This window comes from Ancylomarina sp. 16SWW S1-10-2 (assembly GCF_009669305.1).
GTDB lineage: Bacteria > Bacteroidota > Bacteroidia > Bacteroidales > Marinifilaceae > Ancylomarina.
In genome coordinates this window covers 1-20,956 of sequence record NZ_SADB01000036.1, presented here as the reverse complement: position 1 = coordinate 20,956, position 20,956 = coordinate 1, and the positions used below count along the sequence as shown (strand labels likewise).

19 protein-coding genes are annotated in these 20,956 nt (G+C 31.2%); 17 read left to right on the top strand and 2 right to left on the bottom strand.

The genetic code is table 11. The features are described from left to right. Window positions 1-900 precede the first annotated feature (900 nt). From EMN46_RS18015 to EMN46_RS17935, 17 genes are all read left to right on the top strand, one after another. Window positions 901-1,500, top strand: coding sequence for a hypothetical protein (locus EMN46_RS18015; protein WP_229130412.1), 600 nt, complete (start codon window positions 901-903; stop codon window positions 1,498-1,500). A gap of 555 nt (window positions 1,501-2,055) precedes the next feature. Then, entirely contained in the window at window positions 2,056-2,514 is a 459-nt protein-coding gene (locus EMN46_RS18010) for a nucleotidyltransferase domain-containing protein (protein WP_229130411.1), read from the top strand. A 27-nt stretch (window positions 2,515-2,541) separates the two neighbouring features. Next, window positions 2,542-3,600, top strand: a complete 1,059-nt coding sequence (gene rfbB, locus EMN46_RS18005) for a dTDP-glucose 4,6-dehydratase (RefSeq protein WP_154202354.1) — start codon at window positions 2,542-2,544, stop codon at window positions 3,598-3,600. A gap of 1 nt (window position 3,601) precedes the next feature. Next, window positions 3,602-4,474, top strand: coding sequence for a glucose-1-phosphate thymidylyltransferase RfbA (gene rfbA / locus EMN46_RS18000; RefSeq protein WP_154202352.1), 873 nt, complete (start codon window positions 3,602-3,604; stop codon window positions 4,472-4,474). A 4-nt stretch (window positions 4,475-4,478) separates the two neighbouring features. Continuing rightward, window positions 4,479-5,945, top strand: a complete 1,467-nt coding sequence (locus EMN46_RS17995) for an MOP flippase family protein (RefSeq protein WP_154202350.1) — start codon at window positions 4,479-4,481, stop codon at window positions 5,943-5,945. Further along, the gene (locus tag EMN46_RS17990; protein WP_154202348.1) at window positions 5,924-7,045 is read left to right on the top strand and encodes a DegT/DnrJ/EryC1/StrS aminotransferase family protein; all 1,122 of its coding nucleotides are present in this window, start codon (window positions 5,924-5,926) and stop codon (window positions 7,043-7,045) included. The genes EMN46_RS17995 and EMN46_RS17990 overlap by 22 nt, the downstream gene beginning before the upstream one ends. Then, window positions 7,046-7,687, top strand: a complete 642-nt coding sequence (locus EMN46_RS17985) for a NeuD/PglB/VioB family sugar acetyltransferase (protein WP_154202346.1) — start codon at window positions 7,046-7,048, stop codon at window positions 7,685-7,687. Continuing rightward, the gene (locus EMN46_RS17980) at window positions 7,684-8,652 is read left to right on the top strand and encodes a glycosyltransferase (RefSeq protein ID WP_154202344.1); all 969 of its coding nucleotides are present in this window, start codon (window positions 7,684-7,686) and stop codon (window positions 8,650-8,652) included. The genes EMN46_RS17985 and EMN46_RS17980 overlap by 4 nt, the downstream gene beginning before the upstream one ends. Window positions 8,653-8,658: 6 nt before the next feature. After that, entirely contained in the window at window positions 8,659-9,996 is a 1,338-nt protein-coding gene (locus tag EMN46_RS17975) for a DUF6032 family protein (protein ID WP_154202342.1), read from the top strand. Continuing rightward, a complete protein-coding gene (locus tag EMN46_RS17970) occupies window positions 9,983-11,056 on the top strand; it encodes a glycosyltransferase (protein ID WP_154202340.1) in 1,074 nt (357 codons plus the stop codon). The genes EMN46_RS17975 and EMN46_RS17970 overlap by 14 nt, the downstream gene beginning before the upstream one ends. Before the next feature lie 67 nt (window positions 11,057-11,123). Next, window positions 11,124-11,240: an adenylyltransferase/cytidyltransferase family protein gene (locus EMN46_RS20515; protein ID WP_154202338.1), complete on the top strand. Its 117-nt coding sequence runs from the start codon at window positions 11,124-11,126 to the stop codon at window positions 11,238-11,240. Window positions 11,241-11,537: 297 nt separating this feature from the next. Beyond that, window positions 11,538-12,911 (top strand): bifunctional cytidylyltransferase/SDR family oxidoreductase, encoded by a 1,374-nt coding sequence (locus EMN46_RS17960; protein ID WP_154202337.1) that lies wholly within the window; start codon window positions 11,538-11,540, stop codon window positions 12,909-12,911. 2 nt (window positions 12,912-12,913) lie between these two features. Next, a complete protein-coding gene (locus tag EMN46_RS17955) occupies window positions 12,914-14,164 on the top strand; it encodes a CDP-glycerol glycerophosphotransferase family protein (RefSeq protein WP_154202335.1) in 1,251 nt (416 codons plus the stop codon). Window positions 14,165-14,415: 251 nt separating this feature from the next. Further along, the gene (locus EMN46_RS17950; RefSeq protein WP_154202333.1) at window positions 14,416-15,234 is read left to right on the top strand and encodes a glycosyltransferase; all 819 of its coding nucleotides are present in this window, start codon (window positions 14,416-14,418) and stop codon (window positions 15,232-15,234) included. After that, the gene (locus EMN46_RS17945) at window positions 15,210-16,169 is read left to right on the top strand and encodes an NAD-dependent epimerase/dehydratase family protein (RefSeq protein ID WP_154202332.1); all 960 of its coding nucleotides are present in this window, start codon (window positions 15,210-15,212) and stop codon (window positions 16,167-16,169) included. The genes EMN46_RS17950 and EMN46_RS17945 overlap by 25 nt, the downstream gene beginning before the upstream one ends. A gap of 31 nt (window positions 16,170-16,200) precedes the next feature. Continuing rightward, complete coding sequence (locus tag EMN46_RS17940) at window positions 16,201-17,418, top strand: polysaccharide biosynthesis protein (RefSeq protein WP_154202330.1); 1,218 nt, start codon at window positions 16,201-16,203, stop codon at window positions 17,416-17,418. A gap of 111 nt (window positions 17,419-17,529) precedes the next feature. Further along, complete coding sequence (locus EMN46_RS17935; protein WP_154202328.1) at window positions 17,530-18,207, top strand: sugar transferase; 678 nt, start codon at window positions 17,530-17,532, stop codon at window positions 18,205-18,207. 333 nt (window positions 18,208-18,540) lie between these two features. On the opposite strand, the gene EMN46_RS17930 is transcribed toward EMN46_RS17935, so the two are convergent. After that, window positions 18,541-19,926 carry a capsule assembly Wzi family protein gene (locus EMN46_RS17930; protein ID WP_154202326.1) on the bottom strand — a complete coding sequence of 462 codons (1,386 nt, stop codon included), beginning with the start codon at window positions 19,924-19,926 and terminating at the stop codon, window positions 18,541-18,543. Between the two features lie 297 nt (window positions 19,927-20,223). Next, window positions 20,224-20,373, bottom strand: a complete 150-nt coding sequence (locus tag EMN46_RS17925) for a hypothetical protein (protein ID WP_154202324.1) — start codon at window positions 20,371-20,373, stop codon at window positions 20,224-20,226. Window positions 20,374-20,956 lie beyond the last annotated feature (583 nt).

Genomic DNA, 20,956 nt, shown 5'->3' with positions numbered 1-20,956 from the left:
TAAGACATTGTCTTAGTATAAAAAAGAGGAGAACTATGTCTCCCCTGAACAGGATAGTCTTTGCAGTAAGAGGACTTCCTTATGAATTACAAATTTAATAATAATTTCTGATAATATTATTTGGAATTTAACACAGTATCTTTCGGGACGGTTGCGAGGAGGAGCGACGTGGCTATCTCATTATAAAAGAGCAAATGTTAGTTGTTATTAAGTACAGAGCATCCGAAAACTTTGGGGTTATCTTTTAAACTTGTCCTCCTGTTTTTATTGGTATCGATGGTTGTCGTGAAACTTGACAAGCAAAATTCCCCTCTTTTTAATTTACTTTTGCAGCCGATTACACAGGATGGGTGTGTTTTCATATTATATAATTTGTGAAACCCGACCCGAAAACTTTCTGGATTACTAGCTCTACGAAGTCTATTAGTGGTTAAATATTTTGTAAGCCTAAATTCAGTTTTACCCCGACCCTAAAGGAAGTCTGAATTTCTACGATAGCATTGTATGTTTAGGCGTAATAGACAAAATGGCTGCTGAAAAGTTCTAATTCGCAGACTATACGTAGCTTTGCATTAAATGAAAGGTTATGAATAAAAAAAATGTATTTTCTGCAATAATTCAATTACAAAGAAAAATGGTTTTAGAGATGGAAAACAACGTTATCAATGCTTAACTTGTTTTCGTTTTTTTACAGGGGGTTTTCACTTATCTCCTGAAATAGTTTGGAGAGAATACTCAATAGGAAAACAAACTTACAGACAACTTGCATCAAAATATAATTGCTCTATTCGTACAATTCAACGAAAAATTGATAATTATTTACCAGCAACAAATAAGCAATGTATTAGGTCCGTTGTTGTATTAATGGATACGACATATTGGGGGCATAATTTTGGAGTAATGCTTTTTAAAGATGCTTATACTTCTGAGAATCTCCTTAAATACTATGTTTTGTTTGAGACCAATCAAATGTATCATAAAGGAATATCAGAATTACAAGAAATGGGCTTTACAATTAATGCGATTGTTTGTGATGGTCGTAAAGGCTTGCTGGGTTCTTATGGTGAAATTCCAATGCAGATGTGTCAATTTCACCAAGCTGCAATAATAAGACGATACATTACTAAAAACCCTAAATTAGAGGCATCTAAAGAATTAAAGAGTTTGGTTTCTCTTATGTCTACAACAGATAAAGAGTCATTTATAGGAGCCCTTAATGATTGGTTTGAAAAGTGGGATGACTTCCTTAAGGAACGTTCATTAAATCCCTTGACAGGAAAGTCTCATTATACTCATAAACGTTTAAGAAGTGCTTATAGAAGTCTTAAAACAAATAAGGAATGGTTGTTCACCTGGTATGATTATCCAGATATAAAGATTCCAAATACGACAAATGCATTAGAAGGACATTTCTCTGATTTGAAAAACAAAATGAGAAATCATAATGGGCTATCTATCAAACGAAAAAAACTATTTATAAATGAGTTTTTAAAGGCATAAAGACTTCTAAATAATAATAGGAACCTCTTATGAAGTTCCTATTGTTTTATTTGTCAGTCGTTAGATATATCCCTGACAAGTTACTCTCCAGTAGAGCTTGTTTACGTTTTTATCTAACTAGTAAATATAATAGACTTGTTACAATAAACAAGCAGCCATTTTGTCCATGCGAAGAGGTGTAGGTAAATCCAGCAGCCATTTTGTCTATTACACCTATGTTTATGTGTTTTATGAATAGTTTTTTAATTGGGGTTATCTCGATAGCTCTCTGGAAGTGGTTGAGCTTCTAAAATATGTTTTAAAATTTGTGCTAATTTGAGAAATCTGTGGTTGATTTTTTTGTTTTCTTTAAAATAACATTTACTTTTGAGTAGAATTTCTACTCGATCTTTATTTGATCACCAATAATACTTGTTTGGTGTAGAAAATTAGTCTGATGAGAGGTGTTTCACTCATCATTTATAATTCATCATTTATAATTAATTTGTGTTAGAAAGTTTAATCACCTCAAAAACGAGGATCAAAATATTATTGAAGTTCTTTTTGAATGTTCAGATGAAATCATACTTACGTGGTCTTGAAGCCGAGTTTGGAGAATCATCAAACGCCATTCGATTGGAGCTAAACCGTATGGAAGAAGCTGGTTTGCTTGACGCTGAGACTGAAGGTAATCGCAAGGTTTTCCATGCCAATACCAAGCATCCTCTCTTTAACGATCTCCATTCCATAGTTTGTAAGCATATTGGATTGGATAGTATTATTGAGGAAATTGCAGAGAAGGTAGGCGATTTAAAGCGAGTTTATTTGACAGGTTCCTTTGCAAAAGGACAGGACTCTAAAATAATTGACTTGCTGCTTGTTGCAGAAAATATAGATAAGAATTATCTTAATACCTTGGTTGAAAAAGCTGAGGATTTAATAAATAGGAAAATACGACTCATAATAATAAAGTCAGAAGAAGAAAGTTCGTTCCTTAAGAATGAAGTTTGTTTTATTGTATGGGAAGGAAATTAATAATTGAAAATATAAATATTGTAATAGATGTTTAAGAAAAATATATTAGTGACAGGGGGTGCAGGATTTATTGGATCTCATCTTGTTCGTTTGTTGGTTAACAAATATCCTGAGTATAAAATCATCAATATGGACGTGCTAACATATGCAGGAAATTTGGCGAATCTTAAGGATGTTGAAGATAAACCAAACTACGAATTTGTTAAATGTGATATTTGTGATTTCGAAAAGGTGCAGAAAATATTTATTGATTATCAGATTGAAGGTGTGATTCATTTGGCGGCAGAGTCGCATGTGGATCGTTCCATTAAAGACCCATTTTCTTTTGCACAAACCAATGTTATGGGAACTTTAAGCCTTTTACAAGCGGCTAAATTTGCTTGGGGTGGTAATTTCGAAGATAAATTATTCTATCATGTCTCAACAGATGAGGTTTATGGTGCATTAGGAGAAGACGGTTTCTTTACTGAAGAAACGTCTTACGATCCTCATTCACCTTATTCAGCATCTAAAGCATCTTCCGATCATTTTGTAAGAGCATTTCAAGATACTTTTGGATTACCAACAGTGATTTCTAACTGTTCAAACAACTATGGATCTTTTCAATTTCCTGAGAAGCTGATACCTCTTTTTATCAATAATATTTGCAATAACAAACCTTTGCCTGTTTATGGTAAGGGAGAGAATGTTCGCGATTGGTTGTATGTAGAAGATCATGCACGTGCGATTGATGTGATTTTTCATAAAGGAAAGATAGGAGATACCTACAATATTGGTGGTTTTAACGAATGGAAAAACATTGACCTGATAAAGGTGATGATCAAAACGGTTGATAGGTTATTAGGGAGAGAAGAAGGTACTTCTGAAAAATTAATTACTTATGTAACGGATCGAGCAGGTCATGACTTGCGTTATGCCATAGATTCCACCAAACTAAAGGTCGAATTGGGATGGGAACCTTCACTGCAATTTGAAGAAGGAATAGAAGAAACTGTGAAATGGTATCTTGAGAACAAGGAGTGGATGGATAATATCACTTCTGGAGATTATCAGGAGTATTATAAAGAAATGTATAAAGCCAAATAAAATGAAGGGAATAGTTTTAGCAGGAGGTAGTGGTACAAGATTGTATCCAATTACCAAAGGTGTATCGAAACAGTTATTGCCTATTTACGATAAACCAATGATTTATTATCCTTTATCTGTATTGATGTTGGCTGGTATTCGTGAGGTTCTTATTATATCAACACCACAAGATCTTCCAGGTTTTAAACGTCTTTTAGGGGATGGCTCAGATTATGGAATTGAATTATCTTATGCAGAACAACCATCACCAGATGGTTTAGCTCAAGCCTTTATTATTGGTGAAGAATTTATCGGTGACGATGCTGTATGTATGGTTTTGGGTGATAATATTTTTTACGGGCAAGGTTTTAGACCAATGCTCGAAGAGTCGGTAAGATTGGCAGAAGAAGAAAATGTAGCGACTGTCTTTGGTTATCGTGTGAGTAATCCTGAGAGTTTTGGAGTCGCTGAATTTGATGATAATGGTAAGGTTTTAAGTATTGAAGAAAAACCTAAAGAGCCTAAGTCTAATTATGCTGTTGTTGGTCTTTATTTTTATCCTAATTCTGTTGTAGAAGTTGCAAAGAATATAAAGCCTTCTGATAGGGGAGAATTGGAGATTACAACGGTTAATCAAGAGTTTCTTCAAAATGAAACTTTAAAAGTTAAGTTACTGGGGCGTGGTTTTGCTTGGTTAGATACAGGAACTCACGAATCTTTGGCGCATGCCTCTAATTTTGTTGAAACAATTGAGAAACGTCAAGGTTTACAGGTTTCTTGTTTAGAAGAAATAGCTTTTAAGAAAGGTTGGATATCAGCTGTTCGTTTAAAAGAGATTGCAGAGCCAATGAGGAAGAATGAATATGGACAGTATTTATTAGGATTAATACAATAATAAATTGACAGGTACTTTAAAAAAGGATACAATAAAGGGCGTTTTTTGGAGCTTTATTGATCGATTTGGGACGCAATTTATATTGTTAATAACTCAAATTGTACTGGCACGATTGCTTACACCTGAAGATTTTGGTTTAATAGGTATGTTGTCGATTTTTATTGCCGTATCGCAAGTGTTTGTCGACAGTGGTTTTGGAAATGCTTTAATCCAAAAAAAAGATGCAAACCAAACTGATTACTCAACTGTATTTTATTTTAATATAGGTGTTGGTTTTCTGTTATATGGTATTCTTTTCTTTTCAGCACCTTATATTGCTAGTTTTTTTCAAGAAGAGAAGTTAATAGGATTGACACGTTTGATTGGTCTTCTATTAATATTCAATTCATTGGGGTTAATTCAGTTTGTGAAATTCAAAAAAGACTTGGATTTTAAATCCATTGCTAAAGCCACCATGATTTCAAATGTTATCGCAGCGATTTTAGGGATTATGTTGGCATTTCTAAATTTTGGTGTTTGGGCTTTGGCATTACAAATGGTGTGTATCTATTTTTTTAGAAGTCTCTTGTTTTGGATCTTAAGTATGTGGCGTCCCACTTGGGAGTTTTCGTATATTTCATTTAAAGGTCTTTTTAATTTTGGTTCTAAACTCTTATTATCGGGTCTTTTAGATCAAATATTTCAAAATGTATACTTACTTATTATAGGGAAACTATTTTCAACAAAAGATTTAGGTTATTATACGCAGGCAAAAAAATTTCAGGACGTTCCTGTTACAACTTTGGCTGCAATAGTGGGTAATGTAACCTTTCCAGCCTTTTCAAAAATACAGGATGACAAAGAGAAACTTCTTATTGGTTTTCGTAAGACTTTGAAATTATTGGTTTTTGTAAATTTTCCACTTATGCTGGGTTTGGCAGTTGTAGCACAGCCCTTTTTTTTATTTGTTTTTGGACCTCAGTGGTTACCTTCTGTGCCCTATTTTCAATTGCTATGTATCTCGGGTATGGTATACACTTTACATACAACTAACTTAAGTATCTTACAAGTAAAGGGACGTTCTGATCTCTTTTTACGTCTCGAGATTATTAAAAAAGGGATTACTGTAATTGCCATTTTTATTGGATTACAATGGGGCATTATGGGACTTATATACGGTAGAGTAGTCACTTCTTTTATAGGTTATTTTATAAATGCGCACTACTCCGGAGAATTACTGAATTACCCTATTTTAAATCAATTAAAAGATTTGTCTCCATCAATGATGATTTCTATAATTATGGCAATACTTATGATTACATGTACTTACTTTTTAGAATTATCTATATCATTGTTTTTACTTCAGATATGTATTGGTATAATAAGTTATTTCTTAATTTCGTATTTTACAAAACAAGAAGCATTAATTGATGGTCTAAAAATTATTAAAGAATTTATTCCTTTAAACTCATGGAAAACAAAAAAATATTAGTTACTCAGCCAGTAATGCCTCCTTTGGATGAGTTTGTTAAATCCCTTGAAAAAATTTGGGAAAGCAAATGGTTGACAAACAATGGACAGTTTCATCAAGATTTTGAAAAAGCTTTAGCTGATCATTTGGGAGTTAAGTATGTATCCTTATTTTCAAATGGGACATTGGCTTTAATTAGCGCCTTGCAAGTGATGCGTATTACGGGAGAGGTGATTACTACGCCCTATAGTTTTGTTGCAACAACTCACGCTTTACGTTGGAATGGAATAAAGCCTGTATTCGCGGATATTGATCCTGTTACATTGAATCTTGATCCAAAGAAAATAGAAGCAGCTATAACACCCAAAACTACAGCAATTATGCCTGTGCATGTTTATGGTAATCCTTGCGATGTGGTCGCTATAAAAGAGATTGCAGATATTTATGGCTTAAAAGTTATTTATGATGCTGCACATGCTTTTGATGTAGATATAAATGGAAATTCAGTATTGAATTTTGGTGATATGTCTATTCTAAGTTTTCATGCCACAAAGGTTTTTAATACTATCGAAGGTGGTGCTATTATCTGTAATGACGAAGCAACAAAGAAAAGAATTGATTATTTGAAGAATTTTGGCTTTGCAGGAGAGACTAAAGTAATTGCACCTGGTATAAACGCCAAGATGAATGAATTGCAAGCAGCTTATGGTTTGTTGCAATTAGATAGTATTGATGATTCAATTGCTAAACGAAAAATAGTTGCCGATACTTACAAAAAATGTTTGAAAGATATTACGGGAATTAGTTTCCTTAATGATATGGATGGTGTAAAGCACAATTATGCATACTTTCCAATTTTTGTAGATAGTAAGGAATATGGTAAATCGCGTGATGCCTTATATGAGGAATTAAAGAGCCATAATATTTTTGGTCGACGCTATTTTTATCCATTAATATCGCAATTTCCAACATATAGTGGTTTGCCATCTGCTAGTGCAGGTAATTTGCCTATTGCTGAAAGAATTACAAAAGAGGTTATTTGTTTGCCTATATATCCTAATTTGAAACTATGCGAAGTTAACGAAATAGTAAATTATATATATAATTTTAAATCTGTCTAGATGAGTGAAATATTGATTTTAGGGGCTCAAGGACTAGCAAAAGAAATTTTATTTTCATTTTCAGAAATGAAAGATGATTTTGTTTTTTTTGATAATGTGAATCAGGATGCTTCATTGTATGGTGATAATTTTATAGTTCTTGATTCCTATGAAAAAGTTTTCGAATATTTTGGTTCAATGAGTTTAAGTTTTGTTATAGGTGTGGGTACTTCTAAAAATAGGGAATTACTATTTACCAAATTTTCCTCACTAAATTTCCATCCCTTAACAATGATATCAAAAACAGCAAAGGTTGGCGATTATGATAATCATATAGAGAATGGGGTCTTAATTCTTGATGGTGTTTATATTACTAATAGTGTCTCTATTGGTGATGGAACTTTAATAAATAAATGTTCCATAATTAGTCATGATGTTACGATTGGAAAGTTTTGTGATATTTCGCCAAATGTCAAAATAATGGGTCATGTTGTAGTTGGAGACAGGGTTGACATAGGAGTTGGTGCAATGATTATCCCTAATATTCAAATAGGAAATAATGTTACAATTGGAGCAGGTTCTGTCGTTGTTAAAGATGTCCCAAATAATGCAGTAGTTGTAGGGAATCCTGCGAGAGTTATGAGAGTTAAAGAATCATTATGAATATGCCAATAGTAACTGTTGCTTGTACAACATATAACCAGGAAAAGTATATAGCAGAGACAATTGAAGGTTTTTTGAATCAAGTTACTAATTTCCAAATCGAAATTATTATACATGATGACGCTTCAACAGATAATACTGCAAATATAGTTGTTATGTTTGCAAAGAGATATCCAAAGCTTATATTTCCAATATTCCAAAAAGAAAATCAATATTCGAAAGGGATAAAACCTTGGCCTAACTTTGTTTTTCCAAAAGCCAAAGGCAAATACATTGCCCTATGTGAAGGAGATGACTTTTGGACTGATCCATATAAGCTGCAAAAGCAAGTGGATTTTCTTGAAGCTAATTCGGATTATGGGATGGTTCATACAAATTACTCTGTTTACAATGAATCTAAAAAGACTTTAAGGTCTAATTCTAAGAAAAAGATTATTTCTGGAGATGTTTTTAGAAGCTTAATAGTTTCGGGAAATAATATAGCTACACTTACAGTACTTGCTAGAGCTGAATTGATTAAAAAAGCATCTATGATTATAAATGCTCCTAGTCTAAGTAACAAATGGGCAATGGGGGATTATCCTATGTGGTTAAGCATTGCTCAACAATCGAAAATAGCTTATCTAAATGATAATACATCTGTATACAGAAAATTGAACGATTCAGCGTCTAATTCTTTAGATGGAAACAAAGAACTTACAATACTTAAATCGCTTTGCAGTATTGGCAGATGGTTTAGTAAAGAATATGGTGAAGATGATTGTTTGCCTGTTATTAATGAGAATGAATTATTTATAGGTTATCATTTATCTTTAGTTTTTAATAAAGACGATAGAAAGGATTATAGAAGAAAAGTTAGAAGCCATAAGATAATTAATAAATCAGTTAGAAATAGACTCTTAAGAGTTATTTCATACAGTATAGTTTTTGATAGTATTTTTAGTTTTATCAGAAAACGAAGATAAGTAAATATGAATATATCAAAAGCTTTATTTTTTATAACTAAGTTAATTTCGATAATCTTAGTAATTGTTAAGATATCAAATTCAATAATAAATAATTATTTTGGAGTGAGGGAAGTCATGTTCCTTCTGGCTTATGTTGTATTTTATCTTACGACAGTATTGTATCAGTACAAAAGGAAATTATTTTCGGTAGGTTATTTGATTTACTTTATAGTTTGTTTTTTATCAACTTGTTATGGATCGTATAATTATATATATAATAAGACTATTTTAGCAGGTCAATTAACTGCAAAAAGTAGTGGCTCTGTTTATTCAAATGATCATTTCCTCCTTTTTTTCTCTGTATTTATTAGTGTAAGTCTTTTGATTGATGTTTATCTTTTTTTGATATCTCCTCTTGATTTAAAAAAGATAAAACTGAAGATACGTAGTCCCAAAAGAAGCGGAATGAATGTTTTATGGGGAGGGATTTTTATTTTCCCCCTATGGTTAATTGGGACTAATTTTAGGATAATATCTGTATTCTTTGTTGTTTATTTTTTTACTGCATTTTTTTTCTATAAAAAAGGGACAAGAAATTACGTATATTATTTAGGTTTGTTTTTTTCAATATTATTTCTTTTATCAGTCATTACTGTAAGGTATATTTTATTAAAGTTTGTTTTACCATTATTTTTAGTCAGTGTTATTATAATATCGATAAAAGGTGACTTTAAAGTAAGTAGAATAAAAACGATATTGTATGCTTGCTTTGGTTTTGTTGTATTGCTTACATACGGTATTGCCTCCGAATTGCTTAAGTTAAATTTAAGTTGGAATGGTAATTTTTCTTTAAATGATTTCATTAAAATATGTTCAAATTCAGATCTCATTATACAATGGGGTAACAGGCAATTCTATAGAATTATTGATATTTGGGCACGTTTAGGAGGAAATATTATCGATCTAGTCGACAAGACTGATTTCTTTTATGGCAAAACCTATGTTAAGGCTTTTGCGGGGATTTTTAATTTTGAATATATAAGTCTACCTGTTATTTCTGCGAAGTTTATTGATGCAAATTATGCACAACCCGGATTACTTGCTGAAGGTTATGCTAATTTTGGCTTTGTTGGAGCAGTTGTCAATATTTTAATTGTGTTTTTCATTTCAGAGCTATTATTAGATTTATTTATCAGAAAACAGACTATATTTTCATTATTAATTTATGTATGTTGTTTTTCTCAGGTAATTCTTGATGGAGGAACTATTAATTCTATAATATTTTTAATGATCTTTTGTTTTTTAACTTGGATTTTTAATATAGTGACTATAAAAAATAAGTCTATCTATGAAAAAGCATAATGTGTTACATATAATACCTACTGTGAATGGTGGTGTTGGTCAGGTTGTTGAAGATTTATTGACAGGATGTAGTGACGAATTTAATATGTCATTGTTAGTTTTGGGCAATATTGAAAGAATTAATGTTAAAAAATTAAATGAAAAAGGAGTTGTAATTAATAATTGGGGTTTATCTAATTTTAAAAATCCATTTCTAACTATTAAATTATTTAAGTATATTAAAAACAATAATATAGAAATTGTACATGTTCACTTATTTCCTGCTCTTTATTGGCTTGCTTTGGTAAGTTTGTTTCTAAGAAAGGTCAAATTTATTTATACAGAGCATTCTAGCAATAATAATAGGAATAAATGGTGGTTAAAGCCAATTGAGAAATTTATGTATAGCCGATACGATATTATTGTAGCTGTTTCAGAGAGTGTTGCTGAAATGTTGAAAAAGAGAATTAATTTTGATTCCGTTTGTGTTATTAATAATGGATTTGAAATGAGGCAAATACCAAATGAACTTAGTGTTTCTATATTGAAAGAAAGATATAAAAACAATAAGATCATTTCAATGGCTTCCCGTTTTGTGGATGGAAAGGATTTTAAAACACTCATTGATGCAATTGATTTGCTTGATGATAGTTATCAGTTATTGTTGATAGGAGATGGGCTAAAACACAGCATAATAAAATCGTATATTGATAAGAAAAATTTAAATAAAAAGGTGAACTTACTAGGCTATCGAAATGATGTCTTAGATATTTTTGGGGCCTCAGATATAGTTATTCTTTCTAGTGCCTTTGAGGGGTTACCTATTGTTGTCCTAGAAAGTATTGCCGTAAATACACCTTGTTTAGGAAGTAATGTAAGCGGTATTAGTGACGTGTTATGCGGAACTGATTTTCTTTTTGAATTCGGTGATGTTGAAGGTTTAGCTAATAAAATTGAGTATATAATTAAGAACAAGAATAGTTTAAAGCTTAAAGCTCAACTTGAAGAAATAAAAGTCCGTTTTGACATATCAAAAACAACTGAAAAATATAAGTGTACATATAGAAGTCTTGAAATTTAATGGTGATTATTTATAAGCCAATTATTGTTGGAATAGAGTTTTATTAGGAATCTATTAGTACAATTTTATGACTAAAAGAGTAATGAAATATGGAACATTCGATATGTTTCATGTCGGTTACTTTAACATTTTGAGAAGAGCTAGGGAGATGTGTGATTTTCTATTGTTAGGTTGCTTGTGGTAAATTATCGATTTAATTATGTAAGTGAATGCATTATAAGTTTAGATTGAAAAATTGAGGAATATCTCGAAGCTATAGTCGTGGGTTTTGAGATAATCACTAAAAGATTTTGAATACGATTATTATTATTATTATTAATGAAAAAATGCATTAATTGTCAGGATCTAATTTTATAAACAATTTTTTAGTGCTCGAATAAATAAATCATAAATCATATGGTTTGGTAATATTATTAAAGTAGTGTGTTAAATGTAACTATATGCTTGTTTAATCGTTTATAATAAAAAATAATAAAAAATAATGAAAAATATCGCAGTAATATTAGCTGGTGGCAAAGGAAATAGATTTGGAGATCCTCTTCCAAAACAATTTCTTAAAGTAGCTGGAAAAATGATTATTGAACATACTATTGAAGTGTTTCAGAATCATATAGAAATTGATGAAATTGCCATTGTAAGTAATGCTGATTATGTAATTGACGTTGAAAGAATATGTGCTAAAAATATGTATTCTAAAGTAAAAAAAATATTAAAAGGAGGTAGTGAAAGATATCACTCGAGTTTGGCTGCAATTAATGCTTATAGTGCTGTTGAGGATTGTAATTTAATTTTTCATGACGCAGTTAGACCATTGGTTAATAATAGAATTATCAGTGATTGTATATCGGCTCTTTCAATTTGTAATGCTGTAGATGTTGCTGTTAAAACGACTGATACCATTATTAGAGTCAGTTCTGAGATGACAATTTCTGGGATTCCTATAAGGAAAGAATTGTACAATGGGCAAACGCCACAAGCATTTAAGCTTAAAACTATTAAAAAGGCCTATGAATTAGCCTTAAAGGATAAAAACTTTGAAACAACAGATGATTGTGGTGTTGTATATAAATATTTACCTAATGAGGATGTTCGGATTGTAGAAGGAGAGGGGTCTAATATGAAATTGACCTACAAGGAAGATTTGTTTCTAATAGATAAGCTTTTTCAATTAAGAACGATGGGTAGTGATAATAAAAATCTGTTACCAAACATAGACGAGGATATAAAATCTAAAGTTATTGTTATTTTTGGAGGAAGTTACGGTATTGGTAAAGATATTGTTAATATATGTAAAGAAAAGGGAGGTAAGGTACATTCTTTCAGTCGTTCAGAAAATAATGTTGATGTCTCTGATCAAAGCATGATTAAGAGTGTCTTGGAGTCCGTTTATAAGAAAGAGGGTAGAATTGATTATGTAATTAACACCGCGGGTGTTTTACAAAAAGAACCCTTGTGTAATATGGACTATTCGGATATCATAAGTGGAGTAAATATAAATTATATTGGTTCAATAATTGTTGCTAAAGAGGCAGCAAAGTATTTGAAAGAATCAAAGGGTGGTTTGTTATTATTTACTTCTAGTTCGTATACTAGAGGGAGAGCTATGTACAGTTTATATTCTTCGTCGAAAGCTGCAATTGTAAATCTTGTTCAGGCTCTTAGTGACGAATGGTATGATTGGGGTATAAAAGTTAATTGTATTAATCCTGAAAGAACAAAGACTCCTATGCGAATTAAAAATTTTGGTATAGAACCTGATAATACTTTGTTAACATCCTTTGCGGTTGCTACTGCTTCTATAAATACCCTAGTATCTAATATGAATGGTGTCGTTATAGATGTGAAAAGAAATTAATTATGAAGGTAATAAAAGATAGAATTGATTTCGTTATTTTGATGTTTAAAAGACGATCTATTAAAGAGTTGATATTTAAAAACATAGATGTGTTTTTCGGATACCCTTTGTATCTTTTATCTTTTCTTTTTCATCGTAATAATGATAAATGGGTGTTTGGTAGCCATGTCGGTTTTTCTGGGAATCCCAAATATTTTTTTATTTATAGTTGCAAGGAAAAACATCGAGAGAAGTGTTACTGGATTGCTTCTTCAAAAACTGAAGCACGGATAATTAAAGATTTTGGATTTAAATCGTACTATCGTTGGAGTATAGCTGGTTTATATCATTCCTTAACTGCTGGAGTATATATTTATTCGTTTCATTTAATTGACATAAATTTTTGGACTTCTGGTGGTGTTAAAAAAGTTAATTTATGGCATGGTGTAGGAATCAAAAATATAGAATTTAAATCATCTACGGGATCAGCAAAAAAAGTTTATGATACAAATAATATTTTTTCGAGAATTTATCTGCCATATTTGTTTCATAGACCTGATGTGTTCAATTCGACTTCCTTATTAATGACAGATCATTTTTGCGAGTGTTTCCGGATCAAAGAATCAAACTGTATTGAATTTGGTTATCCACGTTGTGATATTTTTACTTGGAGTGAAGAGCTTTTACTTGATTTTATCGATATTTTTGAGGGTTCGGAATCGAGGGAGTTAGTACGGTCTTTGCAGGAATATGAAAAGGTGTATCTTTATATGCCAACATGGAGGGAGACGAGATATGATTTTATTACAAGTTCGGGATTGAAGTTTGATGAGTTAGATGAAATTTTACAACAAAAAAATGAAGTCTTTTTGTTAAAATTACATCCAGCAACCAATCTGTCTTTTGAGAGTTTAAAAACCTATAAAAATATAATTCAAATTGATAAAGGAATTGATATTTATCCAATTCTTCCTTTTACTAATGTCTTGATAACAGATTATTCGTCGATTTATTATGACTATATTAAAATGAAAGAAAAGAATGTGATTTTATTTCCTTTTGATTATGATGAATATATCACTAATAACAGGGATTTAGCATTTAATTATAATGATTATACTCCTGGTGTTAGGGTTAATGATGCTGAAGCCTTGTTAGCTTGTATTAGAAATGACCATTCTTTATTTTTTCCTGAACGTAAATGGATTATTGAGAAATTCTGGGCTAATGAGGAGAGTAATGCGTCTAGCTTAATTTATGATTATTTAGTGTAATAATCTTTTTTTATTCTTATTTGAATTATTTTAAATGTTTAATGAATCAAATGTTTTTATGTATAGATGATGGCTTGATATTTTAAGTGTAGCTGGAACTGTCCTTAAAATAATGTTGTTTTATTTTTACATGTATTTGTAGGGTTGTTACATTAACATGACAGTCAGTTAAGATATAAAAAGTTGAATAATTTATATTTTATAAAATGGTAAAAGATTATAACGAATATGATAAAAAATAATTTTAGAATATGAATTTCTCAGTATTATTATCAGTTTACCATAAGGAGTCTCCTGCCAATTTTAAATTAGCTTTGGAAAGTGTATGGGAACATCAAGAATTAAAACCAAGCGAAATCATTTTGGTTAAAGATGGTCCCTTAACTGCTGATTTGGAAAACGTTATTTCCGGCTTTGATGATGATATGCCTCTGCGGATAATTGAATTAAAAGAAAACGTTGGCTTGGGAAAAGCTTTAAATATAGGCTTAGACAATTGTAGCTTCGAATTAGTAGCCAGAATGGATACTGATGATATATGTGAATCGGATCGATTTAAAGAACAAGTGAATTTTATGTCTCAGCATGGGCAGGTTGATGTCTTAGGTTCTTGGATTAAAGAATTCGATTCTGATAGTGGTGAAATTTATGCCGCAAGAGCCTTACCCGAAAGGCATAAGGATTTGCTCGTTTTTTCAAAAAAAAGAAATCCAATATCTCATCCTTCTGTCATGTTTAGAAAAAGCAAGGTGATAGAAGCAGGCGGATATCAGCATTTTTATTTATATGAAGATTATTTTTTATGGGTTAGAATGCTGCAAAATGGGTGTATATTTCATAATTTACCAATGTTTTTATTAAAATTCAGATCAGGTAAGAATATGATTAAGCGAAGAAGAGGTTATACCTATTTGATTAGTGAATTAAATTTTCAACGGTTTTTATTAAAATCAAAATTTATTTCATTAGTACAATACATTAAAAATTGTCTTATTCGTATTGTTGTTAGATTACTGCCTGGTAATTTAATATTATTTCTTTATAGTTGTTTTTTGAGGAAAAAAATATAAACTCAGTATTTTGTTTACATGTAGAGATGAAAAAGAATCGTATATTAGTAATTGGAGGGGATAGTTTTATTGCCTCCAAATTTATAGCAAAGAATAAAGACGTTTTTGATATAAAAGTTATTTCAAGAAAAGAAACGAATTTTGTTTATGAAATTGTCTTAGATGATTTTTTTAAAGTAGATAAATCATCATTTAAAAATATTGATGTTGTAATTAATTTTGCTGCAATCGTTCATCAACCTAAAGTAAAGGATGATGAATTATATAATAGAATTAATTGTGAATTACCTGTTTTTTTAGCAAAAAAAGCAAAAGAAAATGGTGTTGTTCATTTTATTCAAATGAGTACAATAGCTGTCTATGGTAATGTTGTAAATATCAATAAAGAAACCATTGAAGCGCCAATAAATTCATATGGTATCTCAAAATTAAATGCAGATAATGCTTTGCGAAAAATTGCATCAGATAGTTTTGTGATAACTTGCATTAGACCTCCAATGGTTTATGGAGGTGGTAATGCACCAGGGAATATGATGAGATTAATTAATTTTTCTCAAAAGAAAATATTCTTGCCATTTAAAAACATTAATAATCAACGTGATTTTATTAATGTTCATAATTTGATTGATTGCTTTAATTCAATAATTGATAATAGACTAGCAGGTGTTTTATTACCCACAGATAAGCATGCCATCTCAACCAAAGAAATAGTTGAATTAGTTTGTAAACACGCAAAGGTGAAAAGCAGATTGGTTAATTTACCTTCATTTTTTTCTGTAATATTAAAATGGCTTCAACCTACTATCTATAATAAGGTTTTTGGCTCCTTACGAGTTGAATGTAATATTAATGAGGAGTTTTATTCTCCAAAGTATACAGTTTCTGATGGTATCTCAGAGATGATAGTTAATTGCAAGAAAGCCCCACTTGCTTAATGTTTTTAGCATATAAATAATTATTTATAATATGTATAGTACAAATATAGATTCATTCATTGAGACCCATGTCACTGGCAGAGAGGTTAGTTTATTAAGAGAAGATTTCACTAAATATAGCAGCGAATTATCATCTCGTATTAATGGTAAAAAAGTTTTGGTTATTGGTGGTGCTGGTACAATTGGTTCATCCTACATTAAAGCGATTTTAAAGTTTAATATTAGCAAGTTAGTTGTTGTTGATATTAATGAGAATGGCTTAACTGAACTGGTTCGGGATTTGAGAAGTTCTACAGAGTATAATATTCCTGAGGATTTTATCACTTACCCCATTAATTTTGGAGACCGTGTTTTTGAAAAGATGTTCAGAAACCTTGCACCATTTGATATTGTAGCCAACTTTGCAGCTCATAAACATGTACGTAGCGAGAAAGATATTTTTTCGGTAGAGGCTATGATCGAGAATAATGTTTTAAGAGCAAGAAAATTACTTGATCTTTTAATTGAATTTCCACCTGAACATTTTTTCTGTGTTTCTACTGATAAGGCAGCTAACCCTGTGAATATTATGGGTGCCAGTAAGAAATTGATGGAAGAGTTAATTATGGCTTATTCTTCTCAAATTCCGATTAAAACAGCTCGTTTTGCTAATGTGGCATTTTCTAATGGTAGTCTTCCTATAGGTTTTATCGATCGTTTGAATAAACGTCAGCCATGGTCTTGCCCTCTTGGGATACGTCGTTTCTTTGTTTCTCCACAAGAATCTGGTGAACTTTGTTTAATGGCTTCAATTATGGGAGAATCAGGAGATATTTTCTTCCCTAAATTGGATGATCAAAAGGACATGATTCCTTTCGATCGTATTGCCAAAGATTTGTTAGCTCACTTAGGAATGGAAGCTGACATATGTAAGACTGAAGAAGAGGCAAAAGCCAAAGCTAAATTACTAACTGTTGATTCTAAAAAATATCCTATTTATTTTTTCGGTTCTGACACTTGCGGTGAAAAATCTTTTGAAGAATTTTATACTGAAAAAGAAGTATTGGATTTGGATTCTTTTGTTGAGTTGGGGGTCATTAAAAATTCAGTAAAGAGAGATTTAAAAGAAATCGATTCTATCTTTGAAAATTTGGAACAGTTATTCTCTAAGGATAATGTTACGAAATCAGAAGTCGTAAAAGTTTTAACGAAATATTTACCAAATTTTCAACACATTGAGACGGGTAAAAATCTTGATCAAAAAATGTAGTTTGAGATTATTAACTATCTGTGAACTTACAATGTAGACTTTGCACTGAGCGGAGTCGAAGTGTATTTGTACAGTGTTTAAAACAAAGATAATTAACAAAATTAATAAAAGATGTATAAACACCTTTTTAAAAGAATCATAGATTTAATAGCTTCATTAATTGCTATATTAATATTGTCACCCATACTAATCCCAGTGGTTATTGGATTATTATTGACTGGTGAACATTATGTTTTTTACTTTCAAAAACGTATTGGATATAAGAATCAATCTTTTAATATTTGGAAGTTTGCGACCATGTTGAAGGAAAGTCCGAATTTAGGAACAGGGATGCATACAACAAAGAGAGACCCCCGAATATTACCTATGGGAGGCTTTTTGCGACAAACTAAAATTAATGAACTGCCACAGTTATTCAATATCCTTATTGGAAATATGAGTATTGTTGGTCCTCGTCCTTTAGTAGATAAAACTTTTGAGCCTTATCCTCAACATGTGAAGGATGTGATTTATAATGTCAAACCAGGTTTAACAGGAATTGGTTCTATTGTCTTTAGAGATGAAGAGCAATTGCTATCTGAAACAAAAATGCCTCTAGATCAATATTATAAATTGCATATCTCACCTTATAAAGGAGAATTGGAATTATGGTATCAAAAACATCAATCTTTTTATACAGATATGATGATAATCTTTTTGACCGCTTGGGTCATTGTTTTACCTAAAAGTGAGTTAGTTCATAAAATATTTAAAGATTTACCTCCGTTACCTGAGGTATTTAAAGCATAATAAAGAAAGGCTTAAAATCTTCATGATTTTAAGCCTTTTTTTAATACTAATTTAAGGTATAATAAACCTGCAAGTCTCCACACGACTTACAGGTTTCCTTTTTTTTCTAATGAGGCTTTCAATGCATTAATTATTTTTTGTATGTTCAAATTTCCCCCTTTAGGTGGATAAAGGAGGTGCCGTGAATGTGAAATTGTTGAAAGTAGAAGAGTCCAAAGATTATATTGATCTTATTAACCAATGAAAGTTACCTATTGCGATAATTAATGATTTACAACTTAGAATTATGAATTTGCATTTATTAGTTTAAACTTTTCAAAATTCGTTATTTTTCTATTTAAATAAGCCTGTTTTGGATAATCTGATAAAAAGTCCAACATTATCTTCCAATAGTTCGCCTTGATCCACTGCACAAGCTAAATCAATTTTAAAGGGAATATTTTTACTAGGAACTCTAACTTCTAACATTCCTGAGAACTGATTTTTCGTTGATTCGAATGGCGTATAATAAGTTCCGTAGTTCTTCGAGAATGTCAAATAAGTTTTATATGGTATGATTCCAATAAATCCTTTAATACCCATATGGAGTGCTTTAAACCGGTTGTTAATAACAGCTGTAATCCCATTTACTTCTCCATTAGTAAATAAAGGTGAACCAATGGTTCTGCCATAATGTGTCCAACCAGATTTGTATTCTGAATGATTGAAATAGTTATCTACACCACGATATTTAATTCCATCTATAATACCTTTTTTACTGCCAGATTGGTCTGTGGTATGGTAAAATTCGATTAAAGCAGATTGGATAAAAGGATTTTTCCCTTTATTATTTTTGTAATGCAGGCCATATAAACCATCAGGATAATTTTCTGATTTTCTTCCTGAACCATCTTCGAAAATGGAGCGATAGTAAGCTTGCAGACTAAACTTTTCTGTATTACAATAGGCATTTAAATGAAAAGATCCAATATGATTACCTAAACGATAAGAATCGTTACTAATATCACTTTCCTCATCTCCTGTTCCTGTAAATACTTTAAAATATTTATCTAGAGATGTGGAAATATCACCATAAACAGGATGCGTACCTCCCCACATGGCAACATGCTCAATTCCTCCACTCACACTAAACTTTTTGTCTTTAAACAAGCGGATAAATAAATTTTTATGGTGAATAAGTGCATGATCGATATAACGGTCATCTGTTGTGATGCCATCGGATAACAAAGCTTTAAAAGAGACAATACCTTCTAAAAGTGGAATATCTGTCCAATCAGGAACAGAGATTTCATATTTGGGGTATGATCTAGCGTTATTGGAGTAAAGAATATCTCCATTGGTCGATGATAAACCATCAAAGTCAATGTCGTCGGCTTTTTGTCCAAGTGAAAATTGGATTACTTTCCACTTAGCTGAAATATAAAGATTATCCAATATAATTTTTGATTCATCTGCAGTGTACGTAACAGCACTAGCTTGCCACATAAAATCAATGGCGTGTTCTGGCTTTTCATTAAAGTCCATGCCCAATGAAAAATCACCCATTAGGTAGCTTTCATCAGGAACCAAACCTCTTTTGTTGGCTTGTAACCAAAAAGGAACTTCTTTTTCGCTACCAAAAGCTGAAGATAGTCCAACTTTGTATTTTACTTTTTTTTGTCCATTAACTAAACTTGTTATAGCAAGTAGGCTAAGGAGTAATAAACTTTTAATTTTCATATTCTAATTGGTGTGTTTTATTTTGAGCTTATTTAGATGTGAAAATAACACAAGCCTACTGGTATTAATACTAAGCTTGTGTCTGTTTTTTTCCGTATTGTATGAATTATCGCAAGTTAGTTCAATTTCGTAATTAAGTAAAAGTTAGACGCAGATAAAATATGATTTTAAAAACTGTTTAGCGGTTGAATTAGTGATCTGTTCGCAAGCACTTGTTTTACATTTCAAAAAAAAGCCTGCAAGTCTCCACACGACTCACAGACTTTTTTGTTACAATAAAATGTTCTTCGTTTGTTTTTAAACGCCTAAAACCAAATCTAATATCTTTGATGCATTTTCATCATCACCTTGGTTGAGTATACGTTCAGCTAATTTTATCAACTGAGAATCTTCTTGAATGTTTTTAATTTCAAGAGCGATTTCTTGAGGAAAGTTACCTAATTCCATTTCTTGTTTTTTTTGTTTATTATTTATGGCTCACTTTGGTAAGTATTGCACCAAAGCAGTTTACTGTAAAATCTAATTTATTCTAGGTCATTTTTTTTAATAATTGCAAATGTAAAACAAAATTTTGAGAATTTGGCTTGTCAAGTCTGTCAAGTTTGACCGAAGGTCAAAAAGGCTAAAGTGTAAAGGAAGGAAAGTAAAAAGGTGAAAAAAGCGATCCCGAAAGTCCCGATAATTATCGGGATCAGGAGGCGGTAGGGTGACCGGGTGAAACGAAAAGATAAAGGTGCCTCACTGCAAGCTCAGTAAGCTAGAAAACTGATAACAGAAAACCGACAACTGATATCTGATAACTGACAATCGATAACTGAAAACCAACAACCTACTTCAACGCTTTTTACTAACAGATTGCCGCGTCGTTCCTCCTCGCTACCGTCCCGAATTCTATGGTTAATCCAAGAATTTAGGTTTAAAATTTATATTTATTTAAGCTGCTATATTCATATTATTCTGGTAATAATTTTTGTCATATTCCTGTCCGGTAGTTATTACAGCATATATACGATGTATCAATTTGTTTCTC